The following is a 13658-nucleotide window of genomic DNA, read 5'->3' as shown; positions in this document are numbered from 1 at the left end:
AAGGAGCGTATATATGGATATTTTTAAAAATCGTAATTTCGTCCGACTTTTTTTCGCAGCTTTCGCTTCTCAAATGGGAACGACAGTTGGAAATATGGCTTTCGCTTTTTTCTTGCTCGACCGATTCAGCAGCCAGCCGGCATATACGACAATCGCCGAGCTGATGTATTCTTTGCCGACGATTTTCGTTTTCTTTATTGTCGGGGTGGTCGCTGACCGTTTTGACCGCAAGAAGGTAGCGGAAAACTGTGACTGGATCAGAGCGGGTTTGACTGTCGTTCTCTTTTTTGTTTTATATCTGCAAATCATACCGCTTGTGTTTTTCATTCTGTTTATCAGAAGCGCGGTGACAAAATTTTTCTATCCGGCTGAAGCCAGTTTGGTTCAGGCGATTTTGAGAAAAGATCAATATGCCAAAGCTGCCGGGCTTAATCAAATGCTTTTCAGCTTATTCATGCTGTTCGGCGTAGGGCTGGGAGCCTTTATGTATAAGACGATCGGCCTGCATGGAGCGATCGCTCTTGATTTGATCAGCTTTATTGTTTCCGGCTTTTTGATCCGCTCATGCGATATTCCGCTTGAAGCGCGGCAGCCAAATGGGAAAAAAGGCTGGACAAACATCACCATCAAAGATTCAATGCACGATTTTAAGGAAGGCATCGTTTATATATTAAAAAATAAACTGCTGACCTCTCTCGTGTTCGGATATTTTGTTTTCGGGCTTGTAAGCGGCGGGCTTTCGGTCCTGCCGATGTTTAAAATGAAGTATGAGCTGTCCCCCGACAGCTATGAGTGGCATACATCGCTTTTTACAATCGTTCTTGGTATCGGACTTTTGACCGGGATCGCCGTCGCCGCTCTGCTTGAAAAAAAGGTGAAACCGGAATATATGATGTCGGTGCCGATTTTTATCGCTGGAATATTTATTATTCTGCTTGGGTTTACAGATCATTTGCCTGTATATTATTTGGCTGCGTTTTTGGCCGGGATATGCATCGGTCCGGTCAATACAGCCCTTGGAGGATGGATACCTAAAATCGTTCATCCGAAGCTGATGGGAAGGGTCAGCGGCTGGACGGATCCGCTCACAATGCTGGCGCAATCCTCGGCTCTTGGTCTGATCGCTGTCTTATTTCCAAGCATCATTACCGATGTAGATTATATATATTACGGATTGGCAGGAGTTATTCTGCTGGCTGCGTTATATTATTTTATCGCCTTGCCTAAATTAAGCGCCGAGAGCACGGAAATCGACGTCCAATCTTCATTGAAGAGACAAAAAAATACAAAAGCAAAAATAAACTCAGTTTTATAAGGCGAAAACGCGCGATTCATTAAAAATTCGCGCGTTTTTTCTATGATATATTTGCATTTTCTTTTGTATTTCGTATAATTTAGACATAAGCCTTACATCTTTAGGAGGTGATGAGGAACGAATGGATAGGAGAGAAAAAATGGACGACCATAATCATACTAAAGAATTAAAGCCAACGATTGAGAACCTTTCAAAAGCGATTTACACAGTCAATCGCCATGCCAAAACCGCAACTAATCCCAAATACCTGTATGTCCTGAAAAAGAAAGCTTTACAAAAGCTGGTCAACGAAGGAAAAGGTAAAAAGGTAGGACTTCACTTTTCAAAAAACCCAAGATTCAGCCAGCAGCAGTCAGATGTGCTGATTTCTCTCGGAGACTACTTTTTTCACATGCCTCCAACTAAAGAAGACTTCGTAAATCTTCCGCACTTAGGTACACTAAATCATTCGTATCGGAACCCTAAAGCTCATATGTCTTTGAACGTAGCCAAACAGCTTCTTCAAAACTACACGGGAATGAAAGAAAAACCGCTCGTCACCAACAGAAAGCGGCCTTCGACAAAACCCGTATTCAAGAAGCTCGGTGAAAGCTATTTTTAAACAATTAAAAAAGCCTCGGAAAGAGGCTTTTTTATTGTTTGAAAATATATTTGTCCAGCTTCTCGATCAGCTCGTTAAGCTCAGGTTTGCTGATCTGTTCATCTGCGCCGACTCTTTCCCCTTTATGGCGAAGGTCGTCCGTAATCAGGGAAGAGAAAATCAATATCGGCATCTCTGAACTTAACGGATTGTCTTTTAGCAGCTTTGTTAATCGATGTCCGTCCATTTGCGGCATTTCAATATCGGTGATCATCAAATCAACCTTTTCATGGAGAGGCGTACCGTCTTCCATCAATTCGAGGACATGGTCATAAGCCTCTTTGCCGTTTTCATACGACACGATGTTATTGTATCCCGCTTCATTCAGCTTTTCCACCAAAAGGCGAAGCAGCAAAGGAGAATCCTCGACAATGAGCAGCTTTTTGTCAGTGCGCCTCTGATCATACTTCTCATCTTTCATCTGATAAGGGTTAATGCCTGATTCTGATTCAAGATCATAAATAATTTTTTCGTAATCAGGAAGGAAAATCATCTCTCCATCAAGCTTAATGATGCCGGTCAGATGCCTTTCCATTCCTTGATTCAAAGCTGACGGTTTTTCAATTTCCTCCCATGACACCCGGTGAATTTGCGAGACCGCGCCTGTATGAAACACGATTTTCCGCCTGTTGAATTCGGTGACAATGTATTTTTCCTGACTCACTTCTTCTCCATGCTCCACATTAAAGAAAGAGAATAGATCAATGACGGGAAGAATTTCTCCGCGCAGCGTAATCATCCCTTCCATATGTTGATGGGAATGAGGCACTTTCGTGATGTCAACGGGCTGAATAATTTCTCTGACTTTCATTACATTTATGCCGAAAATGTTGTGACCAACTTCGAACTTCACAATTTCTAATTCATTGGTTCCGGAACTTAATAAAATTTCCTGTTGGTTTAAAGACACTGATATCCCTCTCTATCCTACTTTGTGTTGTACCTTTTATATCGGCGTCTTTCTTTAAAAGTTGATGCTCTTCTCAAGCTTTTGCTTTTACATTTTGATGAATGATAAGCCCGATGGCAGCGAGTAGAATCAGAGAACCGAAAGCCATTCTGCTTGCGGTGTTTCCAAGGTCTTTAAACATCAGGGTAATCGAACCGTAAAGAAGCGGGCCGAATATGGAAGAGATTTTTCCGGATAAAGCAAACAAGCCGAAAAACTCGCCTCTTTTATTCTCCGGGGTCAGTTCAATAATCAATGTCCTTGATGCAACCCATGTTCCTCCCAGCGCGATTCCAAAAAGACTGCCCGCGAACCAAAACAGTGCTGCTGAAGAAGTGAATACGGCGATGGTCAAAGCAATGATTAAAATGGCGGCAACGAGGCTGACCGCTTTTTTGGCCCCTATCCGCTTCGTCACATATCCAAGCAGAAATGAGCCGATGATGCTTGAAGCGGTTGAGACAAGATAAAGCAGAATAAACTGGCCTGTCGTAAAGCCGATAATCGTTTTCGAATAGACCGCCATCATCGCCACTGCTGTAGCAAGCGCATCATTGAGAAAAAAGTAGGCGATCATAAATAAAAAAACGGGGCGGTATAAACGAATGTCTTTAAACGTTCGCATGATCTCTCTGTACCCGCTGAAAAACGATTTATTCTCTTTTGCTTCAGGCTTTCTCCGCTCTTTTGTGAAAATGAGATAAGGAAGAGAAAAAAGCAGAAATAAAAGAGCAGAAGGAATAAATGCTTGATGAAAATCATGATTGCCGACCATGAGGTAAACGGTTAAACCGACCAATGTACCGATATACCCCACCGCTATTCCAAATCCGGAGAGGAGAGGGATCTCTTCTTTCGTTCCTAAGTCAGCCAAAATCGTATCATAGAACACCAAGCTGGAATGGTAAAAAAACTTCGCGGTCACAAACATGACAACAACGAAAATCAAAGATAAAGGAAGGCCGTATACCGTCTGCTGAAAAGGCAGACCCGCAAAAACTCCCATTAAGATGGTGCAGGCTACGCTAATCAGCGTAAACACGCCGATATATCTTTTTTTTCTGCCTGTGCGGTCAATCAACACCCCGAACAAGGGCGTAAAAATGACGAGCAAAAAGCTTGCCGCGGCATTTGAATATGATATAAATGTACTCGCCACTTGATTCATACTGGCGTTCTCCCCCACGATCTCCTGCAAATAAAAAGGGAAAAAGATCGTCACAATGTTTGACGAAAAAATCGTATTTGCAAAATCGTATAATGCCCAAGAGAGAATCGGCAGTGTCAAAAACAGCTTGATCCCTGTTCTCCGCGCCCGTTCTGGAGCCCGTTCATGTTCCGGCTGAATATCCATGGAAGCATGCCTCCTCAATTTTTTAATCTTGCCGTCTTGCAGAATGTTTTGCACAACACAGCACGCACGCATTCAAGCTGAAAGCGTGCTGTCTTTTGTCCGTTATTTTTTTATGACGATTGTTCCGGCCAACAGATCATGAAGCGCCTGCCGTTTTTCTGTGAAAAACGCTAAAATGTAGCCGATCAATAAAATCGGGGATAAAAAGCTTCTGGCTAGAAAGCGTCCGGCAGCACGGCCGAAAGAGAGTCTTTCGCCCTCTGCTTCCACCACCTGAATGCCCATGATTTTCTTGCCGAGTGTTGCCTGCCATTTCGATGACTCCATCAGCGTGAAATAAAGAAAATATACGATAAATGAAATGCTTGCCAAAATCCCCATGACTTTCAGAAACCCAACCAAAACAAAAAAGAATTCCTGATTTGTGACATAATCGGGGTTTTTCTCAAGGATGCGCACGACTTCGAGATCTCCCATAATCATCAGCGTTGCACAAACAGCCCAGATGATATACAGCGGAATCCCTAGAATGATTCCATCGAGAAGGGAAGCCAAAAAACGCGAGCCGATGCCGGCATATTCGCTCCCAGCAGAAGGAGCGGTTTCATGTTTACTTAATTCCAATGCACTTCCTCCTAACACCTGACTTCTATATACTACTAAGACAGGCCGAATTTTATCAATATGTAATACGTTTTTTTAAACTTAAATTAATGTACGCGCCACACAGGTATTCATTGACTTTCAGGTTTATCGTGTTACAATGGTCAAGGATTTTAACGTGAAAGGTGTTAATGATGGGAACGATTGTGTTAATGAAGAGTCGTGAATTAACCGTTTTAGAAGACGTAAGCAAAGATGTTTATGAAGAGATGGCAAAGAATGTTGCAGACGGTGAAGATAAGGTTTATATATCATGGAAAGAAAACCTTGATTCAGATTATGGATATTGAGCTGACCAACCGATAAGGCAATCTCTAGATTGTCTTATTTTTCTATAATCCGTCATCAGCGGCCTGTCTGCATATCACACAAGGTTCCCGCATATACTTGTTATAGTTTTCATAAAATTGATTGTTTAAAAGATGACAACTGATCTGATGATGGTAAAATAAGATAAACCATAACATTTTTTAAGGTGATGAAAAAATGGAACATTTGCTGAATTCAAATGTAAAAGAAATTGAAATCTCAGGAATCCGTAAATTCTCAAATCTTGTATCCCAGTATGACAATGTAATCTCTTTAACAATCGGCCAGCCTGATTTTTTCACGCCCCATCATGTCAAACAGGCTGCCAAAAAAGCGATAGATGAAAATCGTACATCTTACACTCATAACGCCGGATATCCGGAGCTGAGGCAGGCTGTTCAGCTTTATATGAAAAAAAAGGCCGATTTAAATTATGAAGCAGAGAGCGAAATCATTGTCACAACAGGGGCCAGCCAGGCCATCGACGCCGCTTTCCGCACGATTTTATCACCCGGCGATGAAGTCATTCTTCCGGGACCGGTATACCCCGGATATGAACCGATTATCAAAATGTGCGGCGCGTCCCCTTTGATCATTGATACGACTTCTCACGGCTTTAAACTGACAGCCAAGTTGATCGAGGAAGCGCTGACGCCCAAGACAAAATGCGTTGTTCTCCCCTATCCGTCAAACCCGACGGGAATGACGCTTTCCGAGGATGAACTGAAGGAAATCGCTTCACTTTTAAAAGGCCGAAATGTATTTGTTCTGTCAGACGAGATCTACAGCGAACTGACCTTTGACAGATCGCACCATTCGATCGCATCGGTTTTAAGAGATCAGACGATTGTTATCGGAGGACTGTCCAAGTCACACAGTATGACCGGCTGGAGAATCGGATTTTTGTTTGCTCCTAAAGAAATTGCCAAACATATCTTAAAGGTCCATCAGTACAATGTATCATGCGCTTCTTCCATTTCTCAACAAGCGGCTTTGGAAGCCGTCACCAATGGATTTGACGATGCACTGATCATGAGGGAGCAATATAAGAAGCGGCTTGACTACGTGTACGACAGGCTTGTGACAATGGGGCTCGACGTCATCAAACCGTCAGGCGCATTCTACATTTTCCCTTCCATTAAATCGTTTGGAATGTCTTCCTTTGATTTCTGCATATCGCTTCTTGAAGAAGAGGGGCTTGCAATCGTGCCAGGCAGCTCGTTTTCTGAATATGGGGAAGGCTATGTGAGGATCTCTTATGCATATTCTCCTGATACACTAAGGGAAGGACTGGACCGGCTGGAGTCTTTTGTATTTAATAAGAGGCAGTCGATACAGACTACATAAACAACGGCTTTTACGCCGTTGTTTTTATTTATTTTGGAAAGGAAATGACAAAGGTCGTGCCTTTTTCCATTTTACTGTCTACTTCGATTGTTCCATTGTGATTTTCGATAATGTTGAAGGTGACCATTAAACCGAGGCCGGTTCCCTTTTCTTTCGTCGTCAGAAAAGGCTCGCCGATTCGCTTGAGGACATGATCCGGTATCCCTTCTCCTTCATCTTGAACCTCGACTGTGACAGACTCATCCGTCTCCTTGACGCTTACATGAACCGTGCCGCCGTCAGGCATTGATTCGACAGCATTTTTAATCAAGTTGATAAACACTTGCTTTAATTGGTTTTGGTCCCCTTTGATATGAATTTTTTCGTCTGACAGGCTGGTATTGATCATGATGCCGTTCAAATTGGCCTGCGTTTCTAAAAGAGCCGTCACTTCACGAATCAGCTTGATCAGATCAAGCTTTTCTTTCAGCGCATTTTGCTGCGGCTTGGCCAGCATGAGAAGCTCGCTCAAAATCAATTCGATTCTGCTTAATTCGGAAAAGATAATATCAAAATAATGTTCATTTTCTTCCATCGTCGGCTTCATCAGCTGTAAAAACCCTTTAATGGCAGTGAGCGGATTGCGGATTTCATGGGCGATTCCGGCTGCAAGCTGCCCTGCAATCGACAATTTTTCAGAGCGCACCATCAGCTCTTCAGTCTGCTTTCGTTCAGAAATATCTCTTAAAATGACCTGAACGGCCGTTTCCCCGAAAAACGTCGTCGGAATGCAAACCATTTCCGTATAGATAAGCCGCTTTTCAAACGTATGCCATGTCTGCTTGATGATCTCAGATTCAGACTTCCGGTCGGTAATCCGTTTCAGCCTTGCTTTTACATCTTCATGATCACAATGATGAAGATGTTCGTATATATCCTTGCCGATGAGATCTTCGTATGACTTCGCCTCAAACAGTCGAATCCCTGATTCATTCATAAAGACCCATCTTCCTTTATGAATCACGGCAATGGTGTCAATTGAGTTTTGAATCAGCAGCTGGTAGCGTTCTCTGCTTTTTTGCAAAATGGTCTGGAATTTCTTCCTTGACGAAATATCGATGAGCAACAGAAGCTCGGCTTTCTTGTTTTGATAGACGGTCGGCGCTGATTTGACTTCAAGATGAATCTTTGTTCCGTCTAGTTTTTTCCAAGTCTGCTCAATCATCCCGACCTCAAGCCCCTGCTGCATCCTCTTAATTCGATTCTTGACGATATCATGGTACTCTTTCTCAATAAAATCATAGGAATACTTTCCGATAATTTGCTGTTTATGTTCTGCTCCGAGCAGGGTGACCATGGCGTCATTGACATAGACGATTTCCCCTTGAACGCTGATACACAGAGGATTGGGCAAGCCTTCAACCATCGCTTCAAATTCCTCCTTTGCCGGAGGTCTGGCTGCTTCTTTCAGATTGGCTTCCTCTTCTTTCGAGCTGTTCTTCCTAGAGGGACGGTCTTCAAACACTCTCATTTTGAGTACGATTTCCCGTTCTTTTTCTCCGACATGGGTAGTCACGAAATCAATCGATGCTTCGATCCAGATCATTGTATAATCCTTTTTCACAAATCTGAAGGTGCATGGCAGCAAATGATGTTCATTGTAAAAATAGCTTTCTACCAGAAAAAGATCGTCCTCGTGTAAATAGTCCTTCAAATACGTACCGATCAGCTCATTCTGCTGATAGCTTAAAAGTTTTTTGCAGTTTGCAGATATGTATATAAAACGGCCGTTTGCTGAAAGGACTGCCTGTAAATTCTTATGAGGCTTATATTGCTCAAAACGTTTTGTTTTCTGTTCCATCATATCCCTCCTTTATACCCTATTCATGACCAGCATTCTTTAAAACTATTTTGCTTAAAAGGATTCGCTAAAATGCGAGGAATCTCCTTCAAAACTTCTAGCATTCGTCAAATTTTGATAACAAAAAAAGAACGCGGAAAAAATCCGTGTTCTTTTTTGTCTAATCCTTGCTGTATTTTTTCTGCAGATCGACATAAGCTTCGACGATTTTGGCGGCGATTCTTTTATTCATCTTCGTTTTGTCGTTAATAGACGGGACGACAACACTGAAAGCAACCTGCGGATTTTCCGATGGGTAATAGCCGGCAAAGGTGATATTGTATGTCTCAGTCCCCCACCAGTTTCTGTTTGTGCCGTAATAGTGGGTTTCAGCCGTTCCGGTTTTGCCAGATACGTCAAGAGACCCAAATGCTCCGGCTGCTGTTCCTGTCTGAGTAACCCTCTTTAATCCCTGCTTGACGATTTGGATGTCGCTTTGAGAGTTGTTGATTTGATTGAGAACATTGGCAGAGCGGTCTTCGATGACCGGACCGAGCTTTTCGCTCTCAGGCTGGTGGATGCTTTTCACAATCCTCGGCTGAACCCTGTATCCGCCATTGGCAATCGCAGAAATATATTGAGCAAGCTGCAGAGGCGTGTACGTATCGTATTGTCCGATGGCTTCATCTAGAATAAGCCCCCCCACAACATCCGGGGTCGTCTGCATCCCGGCTGATTCCTGCGGCAGGTCGATGCCTGTTTTGACGCCAAGGCCGAACTGGCTGTAGTAATATCTCATTTTCTCTAAGTCCTCTAGGTCCGCCGGGAGGGAGCCATAGGGTTTATATGTGACCCCTGCAATATTCATCGCGACATGGAACATATAAACGTTCGAACTCTTTTCAAGCGCCCGGACTTCATCAGTCCAGCCGATGCTGTTTCCGGTGTAGGAGCCTTTTTTGACTTTTCCTGCAAAATGTAAAGGTGTATCCAGGTAATGCTGTCCGTGCGGCATGCCGTTCTGGTAGCCGGCCAGCACTGTCGCGCCTTTCACAGCCGAGCCCATTTCATACTGGGTCGTAAATGCACCGATCGCATAATCGGTCATTTTGCCGTCGACGATCCGCTTTCCGGACATTGACAGAATATCGCCGTTGTTCGGGTCCATCATCACGACGAATGCTCTGTCAAGCATGTAATTTGAACCGCGGAATGTATTGAGCTCTTCTTCGATGATTTTATCGACTTTTTTTTGAAGCTCCATATCGAATGCCAGCTGCAGATCGTAACCGCGCCTTCCTTCATCAATCGTTTCCTGGCTGATGACCTCGCCTGAACGATTTTCCGTATATTGAACTTTTGCTTTTTTAGGATTTAAATATTCTTCATACTGATACTCAAGATAGCTTCTTCCGACTCTGTCATTTCGGGCATAGCCCCTCGTCAGATAAAAATCCTGCCTTTCTTTGATCAGTCCCTGTTCAGGTGTCGTGACGCCTCCGAAAATGGAGTACAGCGTCTTTTCGTAAGGGTATTTGCGGGTCCAGTCCATAATGACATCGACCCCAGGCAGTTCTTCCAAATGCTCGGAAACGCGGGATACTTCTTCATAGGTCAAATCATTGGCAGGCAGCTGTTTTGAAGCTTTTTCATCCAGCAGCTTTGCATCGTCTTTTGAAGTGGTTTTCGGATCCATCGCTTTGACGATTTGCGGTTCATATGCATAGCCGCCTGAAAACCTTCTGAAAATGGCCGCGATTTCAAGCTCTTCCTTATCCTTTTCCAGCGCTCTGATCTCTTCCTGAGGAACACGTTCAACCTGAAGCTTATATGTTTTGTCAGACTTCAGAGTTTTCTCTCCGTCTTTCAGCAGCGCAGCCGCCTTTTTCGGATGTTTAGCAAGCCAGTAGTCTTTCAAATCTCTCTCTTTCAAAAACGATGTGTCAATATCGATCAATTCTGCGAGTTTTTGAGCTGTGCTTATTTTTTCTTTGGTTTTTGTGCTTGTCATGACGGTATATGTGATTGCGGGAACGCTTTGGTTGTCGACAACAACACGCCCGTTTCTATCATACATTTTGCCCCGCGGAGCCGGATAGGACGCAATTTTGGCTTCAGTCTTGGAAGCCTCCTGCTCATATACCTCTCCATCGACGATTTGCACGAGGCCCAGCTTTACAATCAGCGTCGCGAACAAAGCGAACACCGCAAAGAAATACAGGTTGATCCGCCACATCCGTGATCGTCTGCTTTTCTTCATTTCAGCCGGATCATGTCCAGATTCAGTCACTGAAACTCTCTCTCCTCTCACAATATTCAATTTTTACATTAATTAACTGATGTTTATTGTAACACTTTTGTAATGGTTGTTACAATCTAAAGTTTCATAAAAAGCTGTCAATCTCTATTTATATTAAAATTTATCTAACATATTTAAAATTTGGTACGTTTATGACAAGACGTGTAAAAAAGAGATTTGGTTACACCTTGCCGGAATGGGATTTTCATTTTTTTATGTCAAAATTAACAATAATCGCTTGTCAAAGGGAATTAATGGATCTATTATTTCAAAAAAACCGTGTTATGATGCTACTGTACGAAACAAAACACAACATTTAGGAGGATAATAGTTTATGAAAAAAGCTTTTCTTTTAACAGCTGCTGCTGCTGCATCAATCTTTACATTCAGCGGCATTCAGCACGCAGACGCTAAGGAACAGCCACAAGTTCAAGTCAAAACCATCCATTCTATAAATGTTTCTGATCTGGCCGGCAAACTGAATATTCAAAATCCGAACCAGCTTTCTAAAGCTGATCAAGAAAAAATTCAGTCACTGCTTCAATCTTATATGAAACAAGCAACTCAGCAGCCTAAAGCTTCTGCTCCTAAGGCTTCTAAGCCTGAAGCTTCTAAACCTAAAGCTTCTAAGCCTGAAAACACTCAGACTCAAAAACAGGAAGCTTCTAAGCCTGCGGCTTCAAAAGAGCAGACTTCCAAGCAAAAGAAAGACACAACTTCAGCTTCTTCTTCAGTCAGCGCATATGAAAAAGAAGTCGTTGAGCTGACAAATGCTGAGAGAAAGAAACAGGGCTTAAAACCTCTTACATTAGACGAAAAATTAAGCAAGGTAGCCCGCACAAAATCTCAAGATATGAAAGACAACAACTACTTTGACCATAACAGTCCGACTTACGGTTCTCCGTTTGACATGATGAAGAAATTCGGCATCTCATACCGTACTGCCGGCGAAAACATTGCAAAAGGCCAAAGAACGCCTCAAGAAGTTGTCAAAGCTTGGATGAACAGTGAAGGCCACAGAAAAAATATTATGAACCCTGACTTTACACATATCGGTGTAGGATATGTGAAAGACGGCAACTACTGGACCCAGCAGTTCATCGGAAAATAAGCATGATCTAAAAAACCACTTGCTTTCCATTCGGAAATGCAAGTGGTTTTTTGTTTACCTGTAATCGCTCCAAAGCTTGTACAGGCTTTGTGTGCCGCTGTTTTCTTCTCCCTTTTCCGCCAGCTTGTCATAAAGGGTTTTGGCAAGCTCCAGGCCGGGCATTTTCTCACCCATCAGCTCCGCTTCCTCAAGCGCGATCCCCATATCTTTAATGAAATGTTTGACATAAAAGCCCGGTTCAAAATCGCCTTCCAGCATCCTTGGTGCGAGATTGGAAAGCGACCAGCTTCCCGCTGCTCCTGTTGTAATGCTTTTTAAAACGTTTTTCGGCTCCAGCCCTGATTTCCTGGCGTAGGCCATCGCTTCGGCAACACCGATCATACCCGCGGCAATCGCAATCTGGTTGCACATCTTCGTGTGCTGGCCGCTTCCTGCAGGACCTTGATATTGAATGTTTTCCCCCATGACTGAAAAAATCGGGAAGCATTCATCATAGGCTTTCTTTTCTCCTCCGACCATAATGGCAAGCGTGCCGTTACGTGCACCGATGTCTCCGCCGGACACCGGAGCGTCTAAAGCATATAGCCCCTTCTCTTTTGCGGCTGCTTCGATTTTTTTGGCAAGCGAAGGTTTGGAGGTTGTCATATCAATGAGATATGAACCTGTTTTGGCATTTTCAATAATTCCGCCGCTGCCAAAATAGACTTCTTCAACATCTTTGGGGTAACCGACCATTGTAATGACGACATCTGCCGCTTGTGCCAGTTCTTTCACGGACGATTTCCATACCGCACCTTTTTCCACCAAGTTGTCCGCCTTCTGTTTTGTTCTCGTAAAGACGGCTGCGGGATAGCCTTCAGCCAAAATATGCGCGGCCATGCTGTTTCCCATGACACCGAGGCCGATAAATCCGATTGTTTTTTTCATGTTGTTTCCCCCTTATATTGCTTTGACCATTCCGCCGTCTATGAGCAGCGTTTGTCCAGTCATGTATGTATTGCACTCAGATAATAGAAAGCTTGCGTATTGTGCAAATTCTTCCGGTTTTCCATAGGCGCCAAGCGGAATTTGCTGTTCAAAATCTTCTTTCACCTGCCGCTCGGAAAGGCCTGTTTTTTCGGCTTTCTGCCGGTCAAGATCTGCCACACGGTCTGTCGCGATTCTTCCGGGAGCAAGCGTGTTCATCAAGATGCGGTGTTCCGCCAATTCTTCCGCGAGAGATTTTGTGAGACCGACAATTCCCATCCGAAACGTATTGGAAAGCAACAGACCCGGGATCGGCTGTTTGACTGATGATGAAGCGATATTGATGATGCGCCCGCCATTCTTTTTTAAGTATGGAAAAGCTTCGCGAATCAAGCGGATATAGCTGAGCAGATGAAGTTCAAACGATGATGTCCAATCATCGTCTGTGAGCTCTAACAGGCTGCCGCCTTTAGGCCCTCCGACATTGTTGACAAGCATATCCACCGTGCCGTGCACTTCAGCTGTCTTTTCTACAAGCGCTTTGATCTCATCCCCGTTCGCGAGGTCGCATACTTCGTATGAAACCGTACCGCTCCCAAGGCCGCTCAGCTCTTCCGCGGCATTTTTTAATGCCGCTTCATTTCGGCCGGACAGCATGATATTGGCGCCTTCTTCAGCAAGAGCCGCAGCGATCGCTTTTCCGAGGCCCTTGCTGCTGGCCGCGACCAGCGCGGTTTTGCCTTTGATCTTCAATTCCACCAGACATCAACTCCCTTCTTTCTTCTAGTGTAACATGTATATTCAGAAAATTGGGATGCTGAGATTTTAAAAAATGAAGCCCCTTCTTGATCAAGAAGGGGCTTTACCACCGGAGCCGAAGCTTTCA

11 protein-coding genes and 1 pseudogene are annotated in these 13658 nt (G+C 43.8%); 5 read left to right on the top strand and 7 right to left on the bottom strand.

Translation table 11 applies throughout. The annotated features are described in order from the left end of the window. Positions 1 to 13: 13 nt before the first annotated feature. Both RBH91_RS08495 and RBH91_RS08490 read left to right on the top strand, forming a co-directional pair. Complete coding sequence (locus tag RBH91_RS08495) at positions 14 to 1315, top strand: MFS transporter (protein WP_307894180.1); 1302 nt, start codon at positions 14 to 16, stop codon at positions 1313 to 1315. A 139-nt stretch (positions 1316 to 1454) separates the two neighbouring features. Continuing rightward, complete coding sequence (locus tag RBH91_RS08490) at positions 1455 to 1916, top strand: YkyB family protein (RefSeq protein WP_076762194.1); 462 nt, start codon at positions 1455 to 1457, stop codon at positions 1914 to 1916. A gap of 31 nt (positions 1917 to 1947) precedes the next feature. Here the strand turns inward: RBH91_RS08490 and RBH91_RS08485 are convergent, their stop codons facing one another. From RBH91_RS08485 to RBH91_RS08475, 3 genes are all read right to left on the bottom strand, one after another. After that, entirely contained in the window at positions 1948 to 2865 is a 918-nt protein-coding gene (locus RBH91_RS08485) for a chemotaxis protein (protein ID WP_307894178.1), read from the bottom strand. A 73-nt stretch (positions 2866 to 2938) separates the two neighbouring features. Next, entirely contained in the window at positions 2939 to 4258 is a 1320-nt protein-coding gene (locus RBH91_RS08480; protein ID WP_307894177.1) for an MFS transporter, read from the bottom strand. 102 nt (positions 4259 to 4360) lie between these two features. Then, the gene (locus tag RBH91_RS08475; RefSeq protein WP_307894176.1) at positions 4361 to 4882 is read right to left on the bottom strand and encodes an RDD family protein; all 522 of its coding nucleotides are present in this window, start codon (positions 4880 to 4882) and stop codon (positions 4361 to 4363) included. A gap of 173 nt (positions 4883 to 5055) precedes the next feature. Here RBH91_RS08475 and RBH91_RS08470 point away from each other — a divergent pair, with 173 nt between their 5' ends. After that, the gene (locus RBH91_RS08470; protein WP_162274724.1) at positions 5056 to 5211 is read left to right on the top strand and encodes a hypothetical protein; all 156 of its coding nucleotides are present in this window, start codon (positions 5056 to 5058) and stop codon (positions 5209 to 5211) included. Between the two features lie 196 nt (positions 5212 to 5407). Then, positions 5408 to 6588, top strand: a pseudogene (locus RBH91_RS08465) (aminotransferase A); the annotation flags it as partial. A gap of 17 nt (positions 6589 to 6605) precedes the next feature. Here RBH91_RS08465 and RBH91_RS08460 read toward each other — a convergent pair. Together RBH91_RS08460 and RBH91_RS08455 are read right to left on the bottom strand one after the other, a co-directional pair. Further along, positions 6606 to 8417, bottom strand: a complete 1812-nt coding sequence (locus RBH91_RS08460; RefSeq protein WP_307894175.1) for a PAS domain-containing protein — start codon at positions 8415 to 8417, stop codon at positions 6606 to 6608. A 160-nt stretch (positions 8418 to 8577) separates the two neighbouring features. Next, on the bottom strand, positions 8578 to 10686 hold the full coding sequence (locus RBH91_RS08455) for a peptidoglycan D,D-transpeptidase FtsI family protein (protein ID WP_307894173.1): 2109 nt from the start codon (positions 10684 to 10686) through the stop codon (positions 8578 to 8580). 343 nt (positions 10687 to 11029) lie between these two features. On the opposite strand from RBH91_RS08455, the gene RBH91_RS08450 reads away from it, so the two are divergent. After that, positions 11030 to 11806, top strand: a complete 777-nt coding sequence (locus tag RBH91_RS08450) for a CAP domain-containing protein (RefSeq protein WP_307894172.1) — start codon at positions 11030 to 11032, stop codon at positions 11804 to 11806. A gap of 54 nt (positions 11807 to 11860) precedes the next feature. On the opposite strand, the gene RBH91_RS08445 is transcribed toward RBH91_RS08450, so the two are convergent. Then, entirely contained in the window at positions 11861 to 12733 is an 873-nt protein-coding gene (locus RBH91_RS08445) for an NAD(P)-dependent oxidoreductase (RefSeq protein WP_076762648.1), read from the bottom strand. 12 nt (positions 12734 to 12745) lie between these two features. Continuing rightward, positions 12746 to 13531 (bottom strand): SDR family oxidoreductase, encoded by a 786-nt coding sequence (locus RBH91_RS08440; protein ID WP_307894170.1) that lies wholly within the window; start codon positions 13529 to 13531, stop codon positions 12746 to 12748. Between the last annotated feature and the right edge of the window lie 127 nt (positions 13532 to 13658).

It is taken from the genome of Bacillus swezeyi (assembly GCF_030908325.1).
GTDB lineage: Bacteria > Bacillota > Bacilli > Bacillales > Bacillaceae > Bacillus > Bacillus swezeyi.
This window is presented reverse-complemented; position numbering and strand designations above follow the sequence as displayed.